The sequence below is a fragment of the Prevotella sp. oral taxon 313 genome (assembly GCF_003043935.1).
Classification (GTDB): domain Bacteria; phylum Bacteroidota; class Bacteroidia; order Bacteroidales; family Bacteroidaceae; genus Prevotella; species Prevotella jejuni.
In genome coordinates this window covers 2,982,943-3,006,751 of sequence record NZ_PYXE01000001.1, presented here as the reverse complement: position 1 = coordinate 3,006,751, position 23,809 = coordinate 2,982,943, and the positions used below count along the sequence as shown (strand labels likewise).

The 23,809-nt window shown below is 41.2% G+C and carries 21 protein-coding genes and 2 tRNA genes; 12 read left to right on the top strand and 11 right to left on the bottom strand.

What is annotated here, in order from left to right; translation table 11 throughout:
- Nucleotides 1-198 precede the first annotated feature (198 nt).
- The 3 genes from AXF23_RS11800 (at nt 199) to AXF23_RS11790 (ending at nt 4,557) form a co-directional block, all read left to right on the top strand.
- Nucleotides 199-687, top strand: a complete 489-nt coding sequence (locus tag AXF23_RS11800) for a phosphohydrolase (protein WP_107625423.1) — start codon at nt 199-201, stop codon at nt 685-687.
- A gap of 279 nt (nt 688-966) precedes the next feature.
- On the top strand, nt 967-1,818 hold the full coding sequence (locus tag AXF23_RS11795; RefSeq protein ID WP_107625422.1) for a GLPGLI family protein: 852 nt from the start codon (nt 967-969) through the stop codon (nt 1,816-1,818).
- Nucleotides 1,819-4,557 carry a TonB-dependent receptor gene (locus AXF23_RS11790; RefSeq protein ID WP_107625421.1) on the top strand — a complete coding sequence of 913 codons (2,739 nt, stop codon included), beginning with the start codon at nt 1,819-1,821 and terminating at the stop codon, nt 4,555-4,557.
- 432 nt (nt 4,558-4,989) lie between these two features.
- Here AXF23_RS11790 and AXF23_RS11785 read toward each other — a convergent pair whose 3' ends face one another.
- Both AXF23_RS11785 and AXF23_RS11780 read right to left on the bottom strand, forming a co-directional pair.
- Nucleotides 4,990-5,505, bottom strand: coding sequence for an outer membrane protein (locus tag AXF23_RS11785; RefSeq protein WP_107625420.1), 516 nt, complete (start codon nt 5,503-5,505; stop codon nt 4,990-4,992).
- A gap of 416 nt (nt 5,506-5,921) precedes the next feature.
- Nucleotides 5,922-6,356 carry an HU family DNA-binding protein gene (locus AXF23_RS11780; protein WP_107625419.1) on the bottom strand — a complete coding sequence of 145 codons (435 nt, stop codon included), beginning with the start codon at nt 6,354-6,356 and terminating at the stop codon, nt 5,922-5,924.
- A gap of 448 nt (nt 6,357-6,804) precedes the next feature.
- On the opposite strand from AXF23_RS11780, the gene AXF23_RS11775 reads away from it, so the two are divergent.
- From AXF23_RS11775 to AXF23_RS15860, 7 genes are all read left to right on the top strand, one after another.
- Nucleotides 6,805-6,879: transfer RNA gene (locus AXF23_RS11775), tRNA-Val, on the top strand.
- Nucleotides 6,880-6,927: 48 nt separating this feature from the next.
- Nucleotides 6,928-7,002, top strand: a tRNA-Val gene (locus tag AXF23_RS11770).
- A 157-nt stretch (nt 7,003-7,159) separates the two neighbouring features.
- A complete protein-coding gene (purB, locus tag AXF23_RS11765) occupies nt 7,160-8,506 on the top strand; it encodes an adenylosuccinate lyase (protein ID WP_107625418.1) in 1,347 nt (448 codons plus the stop codon).
- A gap of 139 nt (nt 8,507-8,645) precedes the next feature.
- Nucleotides 8,646-10,193, top strand: a complete 1,548-nt coding sequence (locus tag AXF23_RS11760; RefSeq protein ID WP_107625417.1) for a pseudouridine synthase — start codon at nt 8,646-8,648, stop codon at nt 10,191-10,193.
- 140 nt (nt 10,194-10,333) lie between these two features.
- A complete protein-coding gene (gene asnS, locus AXF23_RS11755) occupies nt 10,334-11,725 on the top strand; it encodes an asparagine--tRNA ligase (RefSeq protein ID WP_107625416.1) in 1,392 nt (463 codons plus the stop codon).
- 112 nt (nt 11,726-11,837) lie between these two features.
- Nucleotides 11,838-12,509, top strand: a complete 672-nt coding sequence (locus AXF23_RS11750) for a YiiX/YebB-like N1pC/P60 family cysteine hydrolase (RefSeq protein ID WP_107625415.1) — start codon at nt 11,838-11,840, stop codon at nt 12,507-12,509.
- A gap of 699 nt (nt 12,510-13,208) precedes the next feature.
- Nucleotides 13,209-13,484 (top strand): hypothetical protein, encoded by a 276-nt coding sequence (locus AXF23_RS15860; protein ID WP_146156742.1) that lies wholly within the window; start codon nt 13,209-13,211, stop codon nt 13,482-13,484.
- Nucleotides 13,485-13,634: 150 nt separating this feature from the next.
- On the opposite strand, the gene AXF23_RS11745 is transcribed toward AXF23_RS15860, so the two are convergent.
- The gene (locus tag AXF23_RS11745) at nt 13,635-14,630 is read right to left on the bottom strand and encodes an Acg family FMN-binding oxidoreductase (RefSeq protein WP_107625414.1); all 996 of its coding nucleotides are present in this window, start codon (nt 14,628-14,630) and stop codon (nt 13,635-13,637) included.
- Between the two features lie 20 nt (nt 14,631-14,650).
- Entirely contained in the window at nt 14,651-15,253 is a 603-nt protein-coding gene (locus AXF23_RS11740; RefSeq protein ID WP_107625413.1) for a TetR/AcrR family transcriptional regulator, read from the bottom strand.
- 349 nt (nt 15,254-15,602) lie between these two features.
- Here AXF23_RS11740 and AXF23_RS11735 point away from each other — a divergent pair, with 349 nt between their 5' ends.
- Entirely contained in the window at nt 15,603-16,007 is a 405-nt protein-coding gene (locus AXF23_RS11735) for an OsmC family protein (RefSeq protein ID WP_009012682.1), read from the top strand.
- A 165-nt stretch (nt 16,008-16,172) separates the two neighbouring features.
- On the opposite strand, the gene AXF23_RS11730 is transcribed toward AXF23_RS11735, so the two are convergent.
- The 5 genes from AXF23_RS11730 to AXF23_RS11710 all read right to left on the bottom strand — a co-directional run bounded on the left by AXF23_RS11730 (nt 16,173) and on the right by AXF23_RS11710 (nt 21,582).
- On the bottom strand, nt 16,173-17,057 hold the full coding sequence (locus AXF23_RS11730) for a tRNA threonylcarbamoyladenosine dehydratase (RefSeq protein WP_107625412.1): 885 nt from the start codon (nt 17,055-17,057) through the stop codon (nt 16,173-16,175).
- Nucleotides 17,058-17,256: 199 nt separating this feature from the next.
- The gene (locus AXF23_RS11725; protein ID WP_107625411.1) at nt 17,257-18,117 is read right to left on the bottom strand and encodes a CvfB family protein; all 861 of its coding nucleotides are present in this window, start codon (nt 18,115-18,117) and stop codon (nt 17,257-17,259) included.
- 128 nt (nt 18,118-18,245) lie between these two features.
- Entirely contained in the window at nt 18,246-18,629 is a 384-nt protein-coding gene (locus tag AXF23_RS11720; RefSeq protein WP_107625884.1) for a GxxExxY protein, read from the bottom strand.
- Nucleotides 18,630-18,713: 84 nt separating this feature from the next.
- Nucleotides 18,714-19,388 (bottom strand): ABC transporter ATP-binding protein, encoded by a 675-nt coding sequence (locus AXF23_RS11715; RefSeq protein WP_107625410.1) that lies wholly within the window; start codon nt 19,386-19,388, stop codon nt 18,714-18,716.
- Nucleotides 19,389-19,464: 76 nt separating this feature from the next.
- Nucleotides 19,465-21,582 carry a cation:proton antiporter gene (locus AXF23_RS11710; protein ID WP_107625409.1) on the bottom strand — a complete coding sequence of 706 codons (2,118 nt, stop codon included), beginning with the start codon at nt 21,580-21,582 and terminating at the stop codon, nt 19,465-19,467.
- A 275-nt stretch (nt 21,583-21,857) separates the two neighbouring features.
- Between AXF23_RS11710 and AXF23_RS11705 the strand changes: the two genes are divergently transcribed.
- The gene (locus AXF23_RS11705; RefSeq protein WP_107625408.1) at nt 21,858-22,871 is read left to right on the top strand and encodes an aspartate-semialdehyde dehydrogenase; all 1,014 of its coding nucleotides are present in this window, start codon (nt 21,858-21,860) and stop codon (nt 22,869-22,871) included.
- 203 nt (nt 22,872-23,074) lie between these two features.
- On the opposite strand, the gene AXF23_RS11700 is transcribed toward AXF23_RS11705, so the two are convergent.
- Both AXF23_RS11700 and AXF23_RS11695 read right to left on the bottom strand, forming a co-directional pair.
- Nucleotides 23,075-23,359, bottom strand: coding sequence for a putative quinol monooxygenase (locus tag AXF23_RS11700; RefSeq protein ID WP_089367094.1), 285 nt, complete (start codon nt 23,357-23,359; stop codon nt 23,075-23,077).
- 28 nt (nt 23,360-23,387) lie between these two features.
- Nucleotides 23,388-23,795, bottom strand: a complete 408-nt coding sequence (locus AXF23_RS11695) for an FMN-binding protein (protein ID WP_107625407.1) — start codon at nt 23,793-23,795, stop codon at nt 23,388-23,390.
- Nucleotides 23,796-23,809: the final 14 nt, after the last annotated feature.

The window sequence follows — 23,809 nt, the reverse complement described above, 5'->3', positions numbered from 1 at the left end:
GCTCATCACATGAAAAATACTACTTGGTACAATTTCGTCATATATTATTGCTATCAGTAGCATGTCATGTAGAACATACCTATGAATTATTTTCTATTAATGCTTAACGGGACTGATATATTCACAAAAAAGATGTACCTTTGTATTGTGAATAGTAGATAGTGAAGAGATTCTATTACATTAACTTAAATTTTAACTATGTTAGTCAACAAGGAAGAAAACATCGTACAATGTGCTGCTGAGTTAGCTCGTGAGCTACACAAAGGGCAGGTGGACAAGGCTGGGGTTGATTATTTCACTGGCCATCTTACAGCTGTTGCCCAAATGGGCAGTACATGGCAAGAGCAGGCTATGGGTTATCTGCACGATGCAAGTGAAGATACTCCCTATTCCGTTGAGGAAGTGCTTAACTTGTTAGCTGATAAATTAGGAACTCCCTTGTCAGATACCGATAGGCTTGAACTTGCCGATGCTTTACATTTGCTCAATCATCATCTTGCACCTAACAGAAAAACATATATTCATCGTATAAAAGAGAATACCCTTGCAACTGCCGTAAAGATGCACGACCTTACTCACAATATGGACCTTTCTCGAATTCCTAACCCTGTGAAGAAGGATTATGAACGTGTTGAACAATATAAGCAAGAGTTTGCTTACTTAAGTAAGAGCAAAAAAAGGATATGAAAACAAGCAACATGACTGAATATATAACACCAAATCAAATTCTCAACAACTTGATAAACTTGTTTCAATTAATCTTTAAGGTAACTGGCCCTTGCAACCTTAAATGTAAATACGTATCAGTATCAATAGCATATATTATGATGATTTTAATAAAAACAAATAACACAATATAATGCTAAGTAACAATACACTTCATGACGGTTTGAATACTTAAAGCCGTGTTGGAACTCAGAGAGAAATACATGGATAAGAAATCTAATTAAGAATAAAAGATTACACATGAGAAGTATCATTATTTTCTTTATTTGTTTTTCATTAACGTTGCATGCACAGGAAAAACAAGGGCATGTAATGCGCCCTAACAGTAGAGATATAGGAAAATGTTCAGTGATTGGGCAAGCCCCAATTAAAGTTATATATGCTCTAAATGCTAATGATATTAGCGATGAACATACTTATTTAGATTCTCAAGTGCTTCTAATAGGAAAAGGTTTGAGTAAGCTTTATAGTCGTTTCTTAGAACTAAACGATTCCTTACATGATGATTTTATTAAGCAAAATCCAAATGCGAATAGTATGCCGAGAATATGCTTTTCTGGTGGAAGGAACAGTCAGTATTGGAGCGAGTATCAATTTACTGACATTTACTCTGCTAATGGCATATACACTTGCTATGCTACGATGCCATGGGCTATGGAACGTTATAATGCTTTCTATACTGAACCGATGTATCAACAACATTGGACGCTTTCTAATGAGCAGCTATCAATACTGGGGTATGATTGTCAAAAAGCAACTTGCCAATGGAGAGGTAGAACTTTTGAAGCTTGGTTTACTACCAAAATTCCTACACGCCTCGGTCCATGGATATTTGGTGGATTACCTGGACTAATATTAAAGATATATGATAAAGACCATCTCTATACATGGGAAGCTGTTGAGATAAAATCTGGTAATTTCCCAATTGTTAAAAGCGATTATAAAGGATTTGTTAAGGATACACGTGAACATATTTATAAATTACAAGTAGCCGCAAATCGAGATCACCTTAAAACAGCTGGAGCCCGCGACTATCAAACAGGACAACTAAAATCAAAGCCACACCCTTACGAACCATTAGAGAAAGAATAGATGAAAACTACAACCATATTCAGTCTACTGATTATCTTTTGCTTAAAGATACAAGCTCAAACTGTCATTGAAGGCAGTGTGTTAGACGCACAGGGCAAGTCTGGAGATGCCATTGTTACTGTAACGTCAAAAGGGAATAGTAGCGTACTGGCATTTGCAGAGACAGACAGTAAGGGTGACTATCGTTTGGAGGTAAATTCACAATCCGATAGCTTAACAATTACCGCAGCTGGTATGTCTATAGGGCAGCAAGTTAAAATTGTTGCTAACCGTTCACAACGATTAGACTTTCGAGTCAACGAAAAGGTACTACAACTTAAGGAAGTTGAAGTTCATGCTAAGAAGATACGACAAAACGGTGATACTCTTAACTATTCTGTTGGTGCATATCAACAGCAAGGCGATCGCACAATAGGCGATGTTTTAAAGCGTATGCCTGGTATAGAAGTATCAGATAATGGTAGTATAAAATTCAATGGGAAAAGTATCTCAAAGTTTTATGTTGAAGACATGGATTTGTTGCAAGGTCGATATGGTCTTGCAACAGGAAATATCAATGCACAAGATGTTGGTTCGGTTCAAGTGCTTGAGAATCATCAACCAGTGAAAGCCCTACAGGGACGAACACCAAGCGATGATGTTGCTATAAATCTGAAATTAAAAAATGCTGCTAAAGGTACTGTGGCGGTAAATACAATGCTCGGTGGTGGGGGGCAACAGTCTGGTGGATGGGGCTTTGGAATGCGTTCCCTATCTGATGGACAAAATCCTATTGGCAGAAATCCATTATGGACGGCAGAGGTTGTAGGTATGTACTTTGCAAAACGTAGGCAGAATATAACACTCTATAAAGGAAACAATATAGGTGATGATGTTTCCCAAGAATTAACTTCACATTATTCTGGTATCAATGATGTAGGGCTTGTTGCTTTTGCCCCACTGGGAGTTGTTACGCCATCTGGCAGTGGATTACCACAGAAACGGACTTTTGACAATCAGTCACACATTATATCAATGAACCACTTGGAGAAAATAGGCAAACAATCTGAAATAACTTTGAATATGTCATATCTCCATGCATCTATACGTCAAGAAGGTGTCTCAGAAGCTAACCTATTTTATAGTTCTAATCAACGACTATTAAGCAGCGAGTCGCTTATACTTGTGACACACATGAATAATCTTAGTACAAACTTAAGATACAATTGCAATGGTAAAAATGGTTTTATAGCCAATGTACTGAAGTTAGATGGAGAATGGAATAATGATAACGTACAAAGCCAACTCACCTCTAATCTAACAGGAGCTGTCCCCATCAACTATGGAGACAATCGAGTTTATCAACATTTCCATCGTCCTTCGCTAACAGTAAGTAATACTATGAATATCATCCAGAATTATGGTAAACGTACACTTGATTTGCATTTCTCTGTTGGTTATGCTCAGCGCCCTAACACATTGATAGTTAATGTGGATTCTCTTTTACCACAAACATCAGTCCATTATAATCAAGAATTGAAGTCACGCAACATAGCGGGTGACTTCCACACTAACTTTACCTTTCACTTAGGATTGTTCTCTATAGACTATGGGGTTTTAGCTAATGCCAATTTGCATGGCATAAAGACAGATTTAAGTGGTTTTACTAATTTGATGGCAAATGGTAGTCAAAATCACACATCACAGTCGGTATTAAATGATTTATGGTACAACATTTATGAATTATCGCTAAATCAACAATACAAATTCGAGCAGGCAGGTTGGCGTCTCTCCCTTACCTGCCCTCTAAACTTATACACACAAACTCTTGATGACCGCATCACTAAAAACAAGAATAAATATACCCGCTTGCTTGTAACACCATCGTTTACTGCAAACTATGAGTGGCGTGATTGGAGTGGTAACATTAATGCAACATACTATAAGAATGTCGGAGATCCTGGAAGTATCTATAGTGGCTATATAATGAACAACTACCGAACATTTCAACGGTCGTATGTTGAACATTTGTCAGAAACAAGTTGCTTCACAACGAGTGCATCAGTTGGGTATCGCAGTGCTCTTACAGCAACCTTTTTCCGTATAAATGGTAACTATGGACACACTCGTGACAATCAAATTTATGGTTATGAATATCGAGGTGCAACCAGTGTTGTACATGCCATTGATAAAAAAACATATACAGATAATTATGCTTTCGGCTTTGATGGCAGCAAAGGTTTTGATTGGTTACAATCAACCATTCGTGCTTTTGGTGGCTATAGTTATAGTAAGAGTGAGCGCCTCATTGCTCAGAATCTTTATCCTTTCCATTCTCGAACAATCAGTATTGGAGGCGGTGGCACTATTACTCCTCTTACATGGCTTAATATTGTCATTACCAGCGGATATGCATGGAATGTGTCATCTATAGATGCTATTAATGATAATTCTTCACAGACTGTTCGAACAGCAACTCAGCGTATTAAGTTCAATATCTTTGTTACTAAGCAATTTACGTTTAGTACTACAATAGAAGGTAATTACAACAATTTGACCGAAAAGAACAGACACACATGGTTTGGAGATATGTTGTTTAAATACAAATTGAAGCATGTTGAATTAGATTTGCAAGTTAATAATCTTTTCAATCAGCGTCAGTACACAAGAGTTAACTATAGTGGTCTTGATATATATTCATCTACTTCACAATTGAGACCTCTTAACATAGTAGGAACTATACGATTTAAAATATTATAGAAAAGACATAAGACAATGCACTTGCAAAACGTTTGAGGGAGGAGAATAATGTTAAAGATAGCCACTTTAATTGTATTATTCCGTATACCCATTAGAATTCAACCTTTGGAAAGTGGAAAGCTATTTCTATTACATTTCGACAACAAAGAATTCAAAGTAGTACTAAGTTATTTCTTTTCAGCACTTGATGCTAAATAAATAAGCTACATTCTATGTAGACAACAACAGGTCGAGGGGACAAAAACAAGTTAGATTCTAAAGACTGTTATCGGATATGGCCAAACGGCTATAGTACGACATAAAGTCTTTAGAACCTAACATAAACGAAAATCGGACATTAGACTATCTTGGACCAACTAATCCGTATTGTCTCTTGACAGCTTTTATACCATAAAATCTGTTCGGTATCTAATGCTCGATTAGGCTAAATATTTAGAACTTGTAAGCTACACCTACACCAAGTACCAACTGGTTGTAATTGCTGATAATCTGATACTTCATCTCAGCATTTAGGATGATGTTATCAGTAACAGCATACTCTACACCACCACCAAGGTTTATGGCAATACGACCATCTGTGCCCTTAACCTCGACCTTATCAATTAAGCCATTCTGTTCGTTTTTAACAAGTACATCATTACGATATGACCAGTTTGTATAGCCAATACCTGCAAGAGGATAAACATTGAACTTATCAGCTACATTAATAAGATAGTGAGCATTTGCATTGATATCCCACATTGTCAAGCCCTTGTTCTTAAAGAAGTAGTCAAAAGAAGCCTCACCTCTAAGATGATCAGTGACGTAGTACTGACCTTTAACGCCAAATCCGATGTTATTAGTCTGTGACCCGAATACAAACTGTGCGCCAAGTGCTTTATCACCGGCCTGTGCTGAAGCCGAAAGACTCATAACGGCTGCACATACTAATAGTAAAAGTTTTTTCATTTCTATTTGTTTTATATAAAAAAATAAGTCTGGGAATATTGACAATCACTGGCTTGGAAGGCTTTTCCTACCATTCAAACAGAGAATGCCATTGCCCTTGTTTATGTCTTAAATTGAATAAGAACTGATTTAAAACACTTGCTTAAACAGTCTTTTAGCTTTTAATTATATTCGTAAAACACTTGCAACTATCTACTATACACTGAATAAAAGCTATACTGATAGATGCCTATCTAATCACCTTGTGCAAATATATACAAAATATTATTAGCATCAAAGGGAAATGGCACAAAAGTTATAAGAAAAGCAAAGAAAACAGGATTACACCATATATTATGGGGATAAATACACAAAATTCGCCTTTTAATCTTTATTCTTTAAGCCATCATCGACCACTAACGACCCTCTCGTCCTGTCTACCAATCATCATCATCGTCTAAATCAGGTTCTGCCCATTCCACACGTGCACCGTTAGCCAGCGTTTGCTCCTTCTTGCCTGTACGTGCATTACGAGTGCTGGTTGGTACAAACCGACACTTCACATTCTTTATATGCTTCTTGATATCGAAGGCGTCAGGATTATCCACAGGTTCACTCTCTACCGTCAGATGGAATCGTCCTAACCCTTCAAGTGCTACAGTCTCACCCTGACGAAGACGATAAGAAATCTCGTCTACCAATGCAATGACAAGTCCACGCACGTCGCCACGTGAGAATGACGTATTCTCCTGAATAGCATCAGCAAGGTCGTCTGTCGTAGCGATACCCGTACTGACAGTTCGTGCATACCATTTTCCAGCACCATTCTTATCCTTAAACTTACTCTGTTCCAGTCTTATTTCTACTGACATAATCTTCTGCCTATTCGTTTCCTATAATATAAACGGTGCAAATATAAACAAAATAAACAATTCATGCAAAACAAAATAAACTATTTTACGAATCCACGTCATACTCTCTTTCAATCAAGCGCACCAATTCATACGACCATAGAAGCGACTAAGCAACAACTTGCATGTATCAAACATCATCAATTATAAAGCCTTTTACCAACATGACACACTGCCATCCACTAAATTATCTTCACGATCAGAAATATTTCCGTTCATGAAAAGAAATATTTCCGTTCATGAAGAAAAATATTTTTTTTCATGAAAATAATTCGGTAAAAAGAATTGTAGAGGTAAGAAAAGACTTTCTACAACCTACTAAAATGAGATTTTCAACTAAATTATTTGCCATTTGTTTGCGAGAATAAAAAACTTTCCTTACCTTTGCACTCGCCTTACAAAAAGTAAGGGGCGTTTAGCTCAGCTGGTTTAGAGCATCTGCCTTACAAGCAGAGGGTCGGCGGTTCGAATCCGTCAACGCCCACAAGGGGTGTTTCCCTGTGACTTCTTGGGGTTGCAGGGGATTTTTTAAGGGCGTTTAGCTCAGCTGGTTTAGAGCATCTGCCTTACAAGCAGAGGGTCGGCGGTTCGAATCCGTCAACGCCCACCGATGAGACTTTGAAATGATGACTTTGCAACTTTGTTGTGAAGTCGTTTTTGTTTTATTCAGCTTTAATCTGCTTCCTTTTTGATATTATTATTATTATTATTTGCGCTATTAATGATTTTATTCTTAAATTTGCAGCATATTAATAAATGAAATTATGACCCTTGACGCATTAACAGCCGTATCGCCTATTGACGGTCGCTACAGAAGTAAAACGGAATGTCTTGCTGACTATTTCTCAGAGTACGCACTTATCCGTTATCGTGTACGCGTAGAAATTGAGTATTTCATCACTCTTTGCGAGTTACCATTACCACAACTGGAAAGTTTCAACAGTACTCTATTTGAGCAATTGCGTGATATCTACCGCAATTTCGATGAGATTTCTGCAGCACGTGTAAAGGAGATTGAGAAGACAACCAACCATGACGTAAAGGCCGTAGAATACTTTATTAAAGAGGAGTTTGACAAGATTGGTGGACTTGACGACTACAAGGAGTTCATTCACTTTGGACTAACCTCACAGGACATCAACAACACCAGCGTCCCACTCTCTATAAAGGAAGCTCTCGAAGAGGTCTACTATCCTCAGGTTGAGGAGCTAATAGCGCAATTACAGGAATACGCTGATGAGTGGAAGGACATACCGATGTTGGCAAAGACTCACGGTCAGCCAGCCTCCCCTACTCGCTTAGGTAAGGAAATAGAGGTTTATGTCTACCGACTCAGCGAGCAGCTCGCAAGCTTGCGCAACTGTAAGATGACGGCTAAGTTCGGCGGTGCTACGGGTAATTTCAATGCCCATCACGTAGCTTATCCACAACATGACTGGCGTGCTTTCGGCAACCGTTTTGTCAGTGAGAAATTAGGATTAGAGCGCGAGCAGTGGACTACACAGATTAGCAACTACGACCACTTAGGTAGCATTTTTGATGCTATTCGCCGAATCAATACCATCATAATCGACCTCGATCGCGATTTCTGGATGTATATCTCAATGGAGTATTTCAAGCAGAAGATTAAGGCTGGGGAAGTAGGTTCAAGTGCAATGCCACACAAGGTGAACCCTATCGATTTCGAGAATAGTGAGGGTAACCTCGGTGTAGCCAATGCTATCCTACAGTTCTTGGCACAGAAGTTGCCAGTAAGTAGATTGCAGCGTGACCTTACAGATTCAACTGTTCTGCGTAATGTAGGCGTTCCTATTGGACATAGTATCATCGCCATACAGAGCACACTGAAGGGTCTTCGTAAGCTCATCCTCAACGAAGAGAAGCTAAAAGCTGACCTTGAGGATACATGGGCAGTTGTGGCAGAGGCTATTCAGACTATCTTGCGCCGTGAAGCTTATCCACACCCATACGAGGCATTAAAGGCACTCACACGCACAAACAAGAAGATGACAGAGGAAACAATACATGCTTTCATTCAGACACTCAATGTCAGCGACAGTGTGAAAGCCGAACTAATGGCTATCAATCCACACAACTATACGGGCATTTAATTCGTCTTATAGGGTATAATAAAGTATAAAGAAGATATTAAACTGAGTCTCTCCGTCTAACGGAGTTTGATTTTTAATAATTAATAAATAAATGGATTGGCCGTGAGGCCAGTAGTATCAAATCTTAAGTTAAACAATTATGACAGAAGAATTCGAGAACAAAGAAGTTCAGTCTGAGCAGAATGAGAACAGCCGCGAGGGCTATTCAGCTGCCGAACAAGGCGGCTATCAAAGAGAGTGCCGTGGCACAGGACGTACACAACGTCCACGTATTCACAGCCAACGCGCTTACAGCAGCGATAAGGCTAATAGCAGTAACGACGAAGGCGGGTTCCGTCCTGAGGGCTTCGGCTCTGGTCTGCAGAGTGCAAGTCGCCCACAACAGGGTAGCTATCGTCCACGTCAGAACAGCTATAATGGCGGATATAACAACAATCGTGGGGGCTATCAGAGCCGTCCACAGCAGGGTGGTTATCGTCCACGTTACAATAATAACGGTGAAGAAGGCGGCTACCAGCCACGCCAAGGTGGATATAATAATCGTGGCGGATACCAGAGTCGTCCACAGCAGGGTGGCTATCGTCCACGTTACAACAGTGAAGAAAATGGCTATCAGTCACAGGCTTATCGCCCACGTTACAACGCCAATAATGGTGCTGAGGGTGAGGAGAAGACAAGCTATCAGGCAAGTCAAGGCGGTTACCAGCCTCGTCAGGGTGGATACCAGCCTCGCCAGCAGGGAAGCTATCAGAGTCGTGGCGGATACAACAATAACCGTGGCGGATATAACAACAATCGCGGCGGATACAACAACAACCGTGGCGGATACAACAACAATCGTGGCGGATACAACAACCGTGGCGGATACAATCAGGGTGGATACCGTCAGCACAGTGCTGATTATGACCCAAATGCAAAGTATTCACTTAAGAAGCGCATTGAATATAAGGAGGAGAACTTCGATCCAAATGAGCCAATCCGCTTGAACAAGTATCTTGCTAACGCTGGTGTATGCTCACGTCGTGAGGCTGATGAGTTCATCCTCTCTGGTGCAGTAACCGTAAATGGTGAAGTCGTAAAGGAACTCGGTAGTAAGGTTCTACGCTCTGATGTGGTACTCTTCCAAGAGAAACCAGTATCATTGGAGAAGAAGGTCTATGTCCTTCTGAACAAGCCTAAGGACTATGTAACTACAAGTGACGACCCTCAACAACGTAAGACTGTGATGGACCTTGTGAAGGGTGCGTGCCCAGAACGTATCTATCCTGTTGGTCGACTCGACCGTAACACAACTGGTGTACTGCTTCTTACTAACGATGGTGACCTCGCTTCAAAGCTTACTCACCCTAAGTTCTTGAAAAAGAAGGTATATCACGTATTCCTCGACAAGCCTGTAACAGCTAATGACCTGCAGAAGATTTCTGACGGTATTGAGTTGGAAGATGGCGAGATTAAGGCTGACGCAATCGAATATGCTGACCCACAGGATCAGACACAGGTTGGTATTGAGATCCACAGCGGCAAGAATCGTATCGTACGTCGTATCTTTGAAAGCCTTGGCTACCGTGTCGTAAAACTCGACCGTGTACAGTTTGCGGGCTTGACTAAGAAGAATGTACGTCGTGGCGACTGGCGTTTCCTCACTGAGAAGGAGGTTGACATGCTGCGCATGGGTGCGTTTGAATAAAATAGAAACCTCCCCAAACCTCTCAAAAAAAGTGGATGTGCGAGACCTAACAATGCCACTATTAAGGCATTAGACACATGGACTAACAGCATTCCTCGCCTTTTGAGAGACTTGGGGAGTACCTAATTACAATATAACAAATGAAAAGAACAAAAATCGTCGATGCACTTGCTTGCACCGATTTTGGTAAGGATATCAACGTAAAGGGATGGGTTCGTTCTCATAGAAGCAGCAAGGCTGTTGACTTCATCGCCTTGAATGATGGTTCTACAATTAAGAACATTCAGGTTGTTGTCGACCCTTCTACTATCGACGAAGACCAACTGAAGAGCATTACAACAGGTGCTTGTATCAGCGTTATCGGTACGCTCGTAGAGAGCCAAGGCGCTGGTCAGACGTCTGAGATACAATGTAAAGAGATTGAGATCTACGGTCTTTGCCCAAGCGACTACCCAATGCAGAAGAAGGGACAGAGCTTCGAGTATATGCGTAAATACGGTCACATGCGCCTTCGCACAAATACCTTTGGTGCTGTCTTCCGTATCCGCCATAACATGGCAATGGCCATCCACAAGTATTTCCACGACCATGGTTTCTACTATTTCCACACTCCGCTGATTACTGGTAGTGATGCTGAGGGTGCAGGAAACATGTTCCAAGTAACCACACTTGACCTTGACCGCGTTGCAAAAGGTGGTGAGGTTGATTACAGCGCTGACTTCTTTGGCAAACGTACTAACCTTACTGTGTCTGGACAGTTGGAGGGTGAGTTAGGTGCGACAGCACTTGGTGCTATCTATACCTTTGGTCCTACCTTCCGCGCAGAGAACTCCAACACCCCACGCCACCTGGCAGAGTTCTGGATGGTAGAGCCTGAAGTAGCCTTCATCGACAAGGATGAGCTCATGGACCTTGAGGAAGATTTCATCAAATATTGCGTCCGTTGGGCATTGGAGAACTGCAAGGACGACCTTGAATTCCTCAATAAGATGATTGACAAGGGGCTGATTGCTCGCTTGGAGGGCATCTTAAAGGAAGACTTCGTACGTCTTACTTATACAGAGGGTATCGAGATTCTACAGAAGGCAGTCGCTGACGGCGTGAAGTTTGAGTTCCCTATCACTGGTTGGGGAATGGACCTCAGTAGCGAGCATGAGCGTTATCTCGTAGAAGAATACTTCAAACGCCCTGTCATCATGACTGACTATCCAAGCGAGATCAAGTCGTTCTATATGAAGAAGAATCCTGACGGCAAGACAATGCAGGGTACTGACGTCCTCTTCCCACATATTGGTGAGATTATTGGTGGCTCTGTTCGTGAAGAAGATTACGACAAGTTGCTTACAGAGATAGACAATCGTGGCATGAAGCGTGAGGTCTACGACTGGTATCTTGATACTCGTAAGTACGGTACCTGTCCACATGGTGGCTTCGGTCTTGGCTTCGAGCGCCTCATCCTCTTCGTTACTGGTATGCAGAACATCCGTGACGTTATCCCATTTGCACGTACTCCAAAGAACGCTGAGTTCTAAGGATTAGACAATAAAAGACGACTGTCTACAAGAGATGGTCGTCTTTTTATTTACCTAAAAGAACACTCCTGACGAAACTTAAAATATAACTTATATAAACAGAAAAACAATCATGAAACTAAAACACATTGTATCAAACCTTCTCTTACTGTGCCTTATTTCCTTAGTCGGCTGCTCTACTGAGTCCTTTCAAGACGAAGACATATCACTGCAAAACTTGCATGAAGGCGACTTGATGTTCGTTGTGAAGGAAACAAGCAACCCTATTACAGATGCTACACAGGGCATTAACGGACTAAAGATTGACCACGTGGCCATCTTCCATCATACGGATAGTGCCGATTATGCACTGGAGGCTTATGGCAAAGCGGTGTCGCTCACCCCTCTTACCAAGTTCCTCGATCGTACGAAAGGGAAAGAAGGAAAACCGCTCATTGCTGTTGGTAGAGTAATTGTCGACTGTGATATGGCTACTTCCATGAACCGAGCACTAAGCTATCTCGGCCGTCCATACGACCATTTCTACATGCCTGACGACAAAGAAATCTATTGTAGTGAACTGGTTCAGAAGTCATTTGTCGACCACCATGGCCTCCCTGTATTCCCAACAATCCCTATGTCTTTCCACGATAAAGACGGGAAAATATTAGACGCATGGGTCCACTTCTATGCTTTCTATCATCGTGAAATACCCGAAGGAGAACCCGGTACTAACCCCGGACAGCTGTCACGTGACAAAGCTGTTAAGGTTGCTTACGACTTTGAGGCTCCAACTGCAAACTAAGCTGACCATTTCTTTATGGTGGTGGGTGGTAAATGTTAGGTGTTAATGGTTTGAGTAAAGCCGCTAACATGTACTCACTACCCACAAAATCAAAGCATCCTTTATGGTGGTGGGTGGTAAATGATAGGTGTTAATGGTTTGAGTAAAGCCGCTAACACGTACTTACTACCCACAAAATCAAAGCATCCTTTATGGTGGTGGGTGGTAAATGATAGGTGTTAATGGTTTGAGTAAAGCCGCTAACACGTACTTACTACCCACAAAATCAAAGCATCCTTTATGGTGGTGGGTGGTAAATGTTAGGTGTTAATGGTTTGAGTAAAGACGCTAACACGTACTAACTACCCACAATTTCATGGCAAACTGTGTCCCGTTAGGCGCTCCCCTCCCTTTCGGGGAGGGGCTGGGGGAGGGGTCTTTATTCGCACCCTACGTATCCCACACATACTCTTCAAGCTCGAAGAAGAGGCCTTTTAGCATTCGAGAACATGCCCTTCTTGCATGCAGAAGACGCCCTTCTTGAGGCAAGAAGGGCGTCTTCTCCATCGCAGTTTGTAACTTATTGATTTCATGAAGGTTATAAGGCTGATTTTTTAAGATATTATACTCCTATTTTGAGGGTATTTAGATCATTGATATGTAACGCTTTTTCATAGTCCTATTATTCCTTCTGAGGCATGGGAAGGTTACCAAGTTAGTGTGATAAAGAGGCAACGCCTCCACCACCCTATCCCCTACAAGTATGCTCGCACGTTTCATATCACCCCTTTTATCAGCATCCAAAGAGGAGCAAGCTCAATCATCCATTTCTCGCTACAATGGATAGCAAGGGAGAAAATCACCTCTCTTTATAAGTTCCACCTACCTATTTTCCATGAGAGAAAAGGAGTGGCCAACAGCTTGTATTATAAGGAGAAAGCCTGCATGGAGTTCCGTCAATTATCACTGAGACACCTAAGGCTTACGAAGAAATAGGACTTGAAGCGACAAGAGAGGTCTGAAACATCATGCGAAGCGTTGGACGAACCAAAGTTGTTAAGCTTATAATTCCAACTTACTAAATAGTACTTTTATGAAAGAGAATAATACTTAACCTATCCAATGACCTATTTCTTGTCAACAAATTTACTCTTCAGAGAGAATACATGACCTATAGTCACGCCTAAGTGAATAAGGCATACGCTTCCCATAACCCAGTCTTATTAAGACAGTAGGATATTCCATAGGGATTTGCAATTGCTTTGCCATTTCTTTTGCAATACCACTCTCTTCATTAGGCTGATTGAGATAAGCATTTGCGATACCTACCTGTGTTGTGCACAATAGCATCCGCTCTAAGGTCCTACCTAAAGCAACCCACTGTTCAACAGTATTATCTTTTGTTGTGAAAAGTACGAGATGCGATGCAGAAGCTATCTTTTTTCGGTCTCCTTTATTCTGTGTTTTCTCATTGATAAGTTTTGACATGATAAACTTAGCCATAAAAAGAGGAATATTCGGAGCCCCGAAAGTTGCATAACTCAGTCCATCTCGTGTAATGTCCTGTTGTTTCTTATTATAACGCATCCAGTCAGTAAGTTCCGTCTTAAAAGCCTCATCGTTCATTTGCAAGCGATTACCAGCATAAACCCAACCAGCTATTCTCTCATAATCAACAGTTCCATTTCTATAAAAATGAATAGATACAGACGGTTCGATAGGAACCATTTTGAGTATATTGATGGTGCTTTCTGGTATTGCCTCACCATTATAGACACGTTTATTCGTCTGTCTTACAGCGATTTGAGGGAACAATAAAGAATCAGGCAGCTTTTCCTTCCCCCCTGTAAGTAGGACTCGAATAAAGGAGTTCTCTATGACTTTGACCTCAGTATGATAGCCTTTCTCATGAGCAGCAATACAAAGATTTTCTGTCGCACAGCCTAAGCTAACGAATAACTCCCGATGACTTGGGTCGACAATAGGTAATTCTTTTGAAAAATCAGGATAGATATCAATCTCAGACGCACCTATCTTAAACAACCAAGGCTGTGTGTTATGCCCAGAAGGAGCCTTACAAGCGCTCTCTATCATAAACAGATAATCTGAATTTTGTGCTACTATATTATTCATAACTCCCATACAAACAAATCATAAAACAATTAATTTTTCCCTTCTTGAATACTTTTTATCCATAGGTCGACTATCATGTCCACTCCTTGTGCAATCTGTTCCCAACCCTTATCAGTCTGTAAAGCAATACCGTTATACGTAGGGCATTGATCTTCTATCAATGCCAAGTAACTGATAGAAGCCGAGAGAATACTTGCTAAAGACGCCACCTCCGAATTAGAACACCCAGTCAGTCTACTGACCACTTTGATTAGATTGCATCCATTCTCTTCCCGTTTATCTCTAAGCCGGTCAATGCTTGCGTTATGACAGGATAACTCCCAACGACATAACCGCCTTAAAGTAACATCGTTTCGTAGTTGCTCAATCTGATTGCGAAACATGCTCTTTATACTATCACCAACCGAATGAGGATTGAGGATAAGCGTATCAGTGTTAGCCCAATAATCCTTCTGCATTATAAACCGTGCAATTAACTCTTCAAGTCCACCAAAGTATCTATAAATAAGCATCTTAGAAACATTCGCTTTTAACGCAATAGTATTGATACCAAGCTTCTCGAAACCGTCGCTCTCAACAATGCTTGCGACAGCTTCAAGTATCTTACTTTCTGTTTGTTCTCTACTTTTCATTCTATTATATGCCTATGTTACCAATCGGTAACTACAAAGTTAAGTTACTTATCGGTAACACGCTAATATTAAGCTAAGTTATTTCTCCTATTTTATATAGTTTAACCTGCAAGCAAAGGATATAACAGTTTTAAATAAAATCAGACTAACCGAGATGAGTAGAGACACAAGCCTATTAGCATATAACAAGAATACAATTTCTTAAAGGTTGTACTTTAAGAAAAAAGAAAAAGATGATTGAAAGATTAGCAAGGCTTGGTTTATCTATATTCTTTTATTATCTTTGCAAGAGACATATAAATGTTATTAACCAATCGAAGTATTATTACTAATTCTAATAGATACAATTATGACAATTACAAAAGCTATTTATCAAGGTAAAGGACGAGTTGAAGCAACGCACGTTAGGTCTGCTGTAACCATAAATACTGATGCGGGTAAGGCAGTAGGAGGCTTAGGAGAAAATCAGAATCCCGTGGAGCTATTAGGTAACGCACTGGCTGCATGTGGCTTGACAATGATGGGTTTGCAGGCAGAACGTGGCGGTGTAGATTTTTCTGGTTGCTATGCTGAGGTCGGTGAGATAGAAGAAGACATGCAAACCTTTACTGTTACACGTATTCCTATCACGTTCCATCTAAAAGCTTCATTTGATGAGAAGCAACGTAAGAAGTTTGAGCATATCGCTCTTAAGACCTGTTTTGTTGGCAATACACTAACCGCAAAGAAAGATTTCACCTTCATTTATGAGTAATCTTATAGTATGATTTGGCATTAAAGACAACAAACAATAAAAAAGGACATTTGGGATAGCAACATCACCAAATGTCCTTTTATATTCTTACGTAGTCTTAGGACTATGTCTTTCCAATGATGACAGAAATGACTTATATGTCCTTAATAATAAAATATAAATACATTACTTATCCACTGCAGTCTTCTCTGCTTTGATTCGTTTATGCTCTTCCAACATCTTTGCAGCACGTTCACGAGCGATGCGAGCAGGCTCACTTGTAGCCTCATCTTCAGGACGGATGCGCATAGTGTGGGCAAGATTGACAAGATCTTTCACAGCCTCTCCACCTGCAATAAGTCCCGCTGCAGCTGGTACCCACGCATTAGAACTGGGGATAGTATGGCGGTCAGTGCACTTACGCATATCCTTGTCAGGGCAAATACAATGGAAACGGCAAGAGATTTCAGGCTGTTCTATACTCTCAAGTGGCTCCTCAGGACTATAAACAACCTTTAGATGCTTAATCTTTGTCTTACGAAGTTTCTTACGAATGACCTTCGCTAATGGGTCGTTGATGGTCTTGAAGATGTCAGTCACACGAAATTGTGTGGCATCAAGTTTATAAGCTGCACCCATGCAAGAGAGCAATGGGATGTTAAGTTCATGACAACGATAGATAAGGTCGAGCTTAGCTGTAACGGTGTCAATACAATCTATAACATAATCATAATGAGAGAAGTCGAACTGATCAGCATTATCAGGCAGATAGAAAGTTTGATACTTCCGTACAATACAACGTGGATTGATTGAACGAATACGCTCCTCAGCCACATCTACCTTGTGTTTTCCCACTGTTCGAGTGGTAGCAAGGAGTTGTCGATTGACATTCGTCAGACAGACACGGTCGTCATCAATAACATCAATAGCTCCCACGCCGCTACGTGCCAAGACCTCAACAGCATATCCACCAACACCTCCAACACCAAAGACAGCCACACGACTACCATTAAGCGTATCGATGGCAGGCTTACCAAGGAGGAGTTGTGTTCTTGAAAATTGATTCTGCATTGTTTTATTATTATCCTTTATTTAGATTACAGAGATAGTGCAAATGAAAACAAAAGAAAGCTTGCTTTCATTTTGTCGAGTGCAGCCTATCTTATTCAAAGATAGTGCAAATGAGAACAAAAGAGAACTCGTTCTCACTTTGTCGAGTGCAGCCTATCATGTGCAAAAGTACGAAAAAAATAAGAAAAAGGGATTTATTCTATTTTACTAAACGTATTGACAACGGTTCGACAGTGATAAGATGACGCTTATAGAGGTCGCCAACGGCACGTTTATACACCTTCTTCGATACTTGGAAACGTCGTTTGATATCCTCTGCTTCGCTCTTATCGCCAAGATCACATACTCCGTCGTTATCCTTCAAATATTGAAGCAGGGTCTCAGCAAAGTCTTCTGCATGCTGTTGTCCTGTGGGTTGAAGAGTACAATCAATCTTACCATCACGACGAACAGTAGAGATATAGCCTTTCAAACGGTCGCCAGTGTGGACATACTGGAACACTTGATCTTCGTAGATAAGCCCCGGATACTGATTATCGACAATGACCTTAAAACCAAGGTCGGTTTTCTGCCATACCAACAGGTCAACCTCCTGTCCGTGTTTATAGCCACGTGGTTGCTCGTTAAGGTAATGTTCCACCTTTGCAGAGGCCACAAGACGATAGCTTTCTTCGTCAAGATGAATATAAACGATATAGCTATTGCCGATAGTCATACGCTTCTTCTGTTCACGGAAAGGACAGAAGAGGTCTTTCATCACACCCCAAGAGAGGAAAGCACCATACTCATTTACCCATGAACACTCCAAGTAAGTGAAGTCGCCTACCTGCGCTAAGGGTTCTTCGGTCGTAGCAATAGGACGTTCGTCTTGGTCAAGATAGACAAAGACCTCCACTTCATCACCTATCTCAGCTCCTTCAGGGACATACCTCTGAGGCATGAGAATCTCTCCAGCAGGTCCACCATCAAGGTAGAGACCAAATGGTTCACCATTGCCTTCACGTAAGGCAACCTTTAATACAGTGAGCGTGTTGTATGCTCCAAGCTTTATTTTAGACATAATATATAGTTTTTAGACAGAATGAGTTTTAGACAGAATGACATAATGACATATTCCTATAATGACATAGACTCTATTCTTTTAATGACATAGACTTTAATGATATACTCTCTCCAATGGCATAGACATTAAATATGAGGATTATAAACTCTATACTTGCGTTTAATTTCTAATCTCTCTGCAGCACCGAAGTTTATAAGCAGTCCATTATCTATCTCAGCTATGGTAAGATAGTTTACGAGTTGAATCTCGTGTGCTGGTAGCAAATGAGCAACGGCCTTTAACTCTATAATAACACATTCTTCTACTATTATATCTGCTCTGAAATCGCCTATCACATGTCCTTTATACAACACAGGCAACTCTACTTCATCCTCAACTTTCAGCCCAGCATCTTCAAGTTCTAACAATAAAGCCTTCTTATATACACTCTCTAAGTATCCAGCTACCAAATGGCTCCGAACCACGTAGGCTGTGTTTATAATCAGTTTTATTAACCGTTCTGTGTCTATTGTATTATCAGATTGATTAAGGTTTAACGGTGAATTTCTTCCTTCCACCTCGGAAATATGTCTTTAAAAGAATATGTCTTTATGTCATTCTGTCTCTTGACAAACATCGTTCTGTATCAAGCCATCTTTGAGATATATCGTTCTGTCTGTTATATGTGCGAGCCCTTCATCGTGTGTAACGATAACGAAAGTCTGACCGAACTTATCACGGAGATCGAAGAAGAGTTGGTGTAGTTCCTGCTTGTTCTTACTGTCCAAACTACCTGAAGGCTCATCAGCAAGGATGACAGCAGGATTGTTTACCAACGCACGAGCTACTGCTACACGCTGCTTCTCACCACCAGAAAGCTCATTGGGTTTATGGTTGGCACGGTCGCTCAAGCCCATAAACTCCAATAGTTCTTCGGCACGCTGACGTGCTTCCTTGGTTTTTCGCCCTGCGATATAAGCAGGTATCATAATATTCTCAAGGGCCGTAAACTCTGGAAGGAGCTGATGGAATTGGAACACAAAACCTAAGTGTTGGTTACGAAAGTCACTCAGCTTACCAGCTGATAAGCTTCCTACATCGATGCCATCCACCACGACAGCCCCACTATCTGGCTTATCCAATGTGCCAAGTATCTGTAACAACGTGGTTTTACCAGCTCCTGATGGTCCGACAATACTAACAACCTCCCCCTTCTCTATATGTAAGTCTATGCCTTTCAATACCTGAAGCGAGCCGAAACTTTTAGTTATGTTCTTAATGTCTATCATAATTCTATTCTTTTATTGGGGCTATTAGGCTTATTAGCCATATTAGCCTAATTGGCCTAATTAGCCTAATATCCTCTTACACCTTATTATTAATCCACTCTCTAACAGCCTCGTAAGCACTGCGTTCCTCCGTATGCTGTGGTTGAGCAAAGGTCATATCATCCATCTCACTACCATACTGGTCAGGGAAGATAATCATGATAGTCTTGCCCTTAACGCACTTATTCAATTCTTCTGGCAGCCTTTCCATGGCTGTCTTATAGGATATTGTACCCTTACGAGCCGTCACAATAACAAAAAGATGGTCGTCCCGAAGTTTCGTACCAAGCGTGGTCAAATCTTTCCAATGCTCCATCTCCTCATATTCAGCCCTCACACTTGAGAAACGATTACGGATAAACTCGTTAACAAGTTGCAATGTATCTCTACGCCCATGGAACGTGATACGACACTCTAAGTTGCCTGCCATACGTGCTAAACGTTCTAACCAACGATAGAAACCAGGTTCGAACTCAGCACGGGAAGGAATTGCCACTTGTATTCTGCGAATTGTATTTAGTGGTTGTAGGATACGTGTAACGATAATCTGACGGCTCAATCCGTTATAAAGACTTCGTGTAAACTCGCCCCAGAAACTACGACTTATCTCTTTGTGGAAGTGTAAGCCCATCAAGATTTCTGATGCTTGGAACTCTTTGAAAGCATGTTTTATACCATTGGCAATATTAGCTGCGACACGCACTTGCGTTACCATAGGTACATCTGAAGCACTTGCTAAGTCACATAGATGGTCTAACAAACGCTGTCCCTCAGCTTGATTATGACGCATATTCACATCATCATACACAACATTCAATGCTACCAACTCTCTCTTTCGACGTGGATTACGCATCAGTGTTGCCATAGTTACAAGATTATCAGAATATTCTGGATATTTCACAGGTATCAGAATCTTCTCATCATCAAGGTTCTTCATCATATCCTGACCCTCCTTCTCTTGTAGACGAAGCCGTTGTGCTGCCCCCTCTGTGATGATAGACGAGATGACACAAGTAAAGAGAATCATTATTACAATACCATTCAAGACTTCATCACCAAAGAGGTATTTACCTGGAGAAATCTCCAGTCTACGTCCTACCATCACCATTGCTATAGCACCAGCAGCATGTGCACTGGTCAGACCGAACATCATGTGACCTGACAACCAAGACATTCGAAAGAGGCGAGCAGCCACATAAGCAGCCAAAGCCTTACCCAACGTACCGAAGAGTACAATACATAATACGACCCACAATATCCGACTTCCGACGAAGAGCAGGCGTATATTTATCAACATACCCACACCGATAAGGAAATAAGGAATGAAGAGTGCATTACCAGTAAACTCTATGCGATTCATCAATGGAGATACTCTCGGTACGAAACGGTTCAATATCAAGCCTGACAGAAAGGCTCCAAAGATACCCTCCAAACCAACAGCATCCGATAAGGCAGCAGAAAGGAATACGATTGCAAGAATGAAGATGAACTGCATCACAGCATCCGAATATCGACGAAGGAACCAACGGGTCACACGAGGTATGACCATGATAAGTCCCACGCAATAAGCTACGAACCTTAGAATGAATAACAGCCAAAAAACAATTCCACCATTTCCATGAAACGAATTGACAATAGATGCCATCACTATCAAGGCCATGAAAAGCGCAATCATAGACGACCCCACACTCAACGTAGAACTCGTATGCCGTGTCAGACCGTATCGTCCTACTATCGGATAGGCTATCAACGTGTTAGACGCCATGATAGCCGAGAGCAGAAGGGAGGCTAAAGGGAGATACCCCAAGAGACTGATACCCATGAAATAGGTCATCGCAAAGGGAATAATGAAAGTCAACATACCAAAGACTATCACACTATTCCGGTTTTTCTTCAGTCCTCCCATATCCATCTCAAGCCCTGCAAGGAACATGATATAATACAATCCTACTCGTCCAAACAGCTCAAAAGAAGCGTCACGCTCCAGTATATTCAATCCATACTTGCCTACAAGAACACCAGCCAACACCATACCAATGATATGTGGAATACGCAGTCGTCCCATAATGATAGGTGAAAGCAATATCATCAGCAAGACAACAAAGAATATCAATGTTGGGTCAGTTATCGGGAAATATTGGGATAAATTCAGCATGCGTATCTATAAATTACTGTCTGCAAAGTTACGAAAAAACTTTTGGCATACCTAACATTAACTGTGTATAAAGGTATATATCTTTTCTGTTTCATGCGAGCAACGCTTCAAGACTCTACATAATAGCCTAAGAACAATGCATGAGGAATAAACAAAGATATTTTATAAAATATATCACATTATATTAAAAAGATAGATAGATTGTAGCACACATTACAAGAAAAATAGTAAATTTGCAACTAAGAATAGGTTTGAAATAAATAAAGATAAAAGATATGAAAGTAGCAATTGTTGGTGCCAGTGGTGCCGTAGGTCAGGAGTTTCTGCGCATCTTAGCAGAGAGAGACTTCCCAATGGACGACCTTGTCCTTTTTGGTTCTAAGCGTTCAGCTGGCAAGAAATATACATTCAAGGGTAAGGAATATGAAGTGAAGCTACTCCAGCACAATGATGATTTCAAGGATGTAGACATCGCCTTCACCAGTGCTGGCGGTGGAACATCAGCCGAGTTTGCAGAGACTATCACCAAATATGGTGCTATCATGATTGATAACTCCAGCCAATTCCGTCAAGATGGCGACGTACCCTTGGTTGTTCCAGAGATTAATGCTGAGGATGCATTGAACCGTCCACGTGGCATCATTGCCAACCCTAACTGTACTACCATTATGATGGTTGTCGTATTGAACCCTATCGATAAGCTCAGCCATATCAAGAATATACATATCAGTAGTTACCAGAGTGCATCTGGTGCGGGTGCTGCCGCTATGGCAGAGTTGCAGCAGCAGTACAAGGAACTTGTTGAGACTGGCGAGGTAAAGACAATCGAGAAATTCCCACATCAGTTGGCCTACAATGTCATTCCACAGATTGATAAGATGACAGAGAACGACTATACGAAGGAAGAGATAAAGATGTTCAACGAGACACGTAAGATTATGCACTCTGATGTTCGCACTTCTGCCACCTGTGTCCGTGTGTCTTCTCTCCGTAGCCATTCAGAGGCTGTATGGTTCGAGACCGAGCGTCCACTCTCTGTTGAGGAGATTCGTGAGGCTTTGAAGGCTGCCCCTGGTGTTACAGTCGTTGATGATCCACAGAACTATGTCTACCCTATGCCACTCGAGAGCGCTGGTCATGATGACATCTATGTGGGCCGTATCCGTAAGGACCTTGCTGACGACAATGGCAATACACTTTGGCTCACTGGCGATCAGATTCGCAAGGGTGCTGCATTGAATGCGGTACAGATTGCGGAGTATTTGATTAAGGTGGGGGATGTAAAGTAAGGCCCGGTTCCTCTCAAAGGATTTCTCTTCTAAAGGGAGGAGAGTAGATACCGAAAAGAGGGAAGGTTTATCAAAGATAATGAAAGAGCGTATCGAGAAGATTGAATACTTCTTGATACGCTCTTTTAATTTAGTTCCTTCATCCCCCTCTTCAACCAAATAGTCAATGACCAAGGCTAATGAAGGGAGAGAGCTATATGTGATTAGCGCTCAAACTGCTCAATGCTTAAGCCACCATCAGTTAGTTTCTCTAATTCAGGAACAATGCGAGTGAAATGTTCTGAACGAGCATGACGCGTCAAACAAGCCTTGTCCTCCCATGATTCACAGAAAAGGAAAACACCTGGTTGGGTTGTGCTCTCAAACAAATCATAGCCCTTGTTACCTTCATCTTTACGTGAAAGTGCTACTAACTCATCTGCGAGTTCTTTCACTTGGGCTGTTGTCACACCAGCCTTAACTTTGAAAAAAGCGTTTAATCTAATCATCTTTTTCTATTTTTTAGTTATCTAACTCTTACTTATTCTTCTTATAGTAAGCTACGGCCGCAGCTATATTCTCCTTCACAGCACGTGATGTATAGGTAGCACCAGTGACCCCATCAATGCTACTTGCCTTCGCTGCCTTTGACACCTTCAAGCCACTAAACTTTGGAAAAAGACCTTGTTTAACCTTATCAAAAAACTTTGGTCCTTCATGATTTGGCAGAGCCTCAACCTTAACCACCTTATTATTCTTGATAAAAACCTCCAAGGGTGTAGCACCCTTAAAGCCCTTGACATTTTGACAGAGAGTGGTCGTATTGACAACATAGGTGCCATCTGCCTGCCTATACATTACCCTATCCTGCTGCACTGCAGCGAAAGCAACACCAGTAGTTAATACTGCTACAGCCGTTACTGATACTAATTGTTTTCTTAACATAACCTATTACCTTT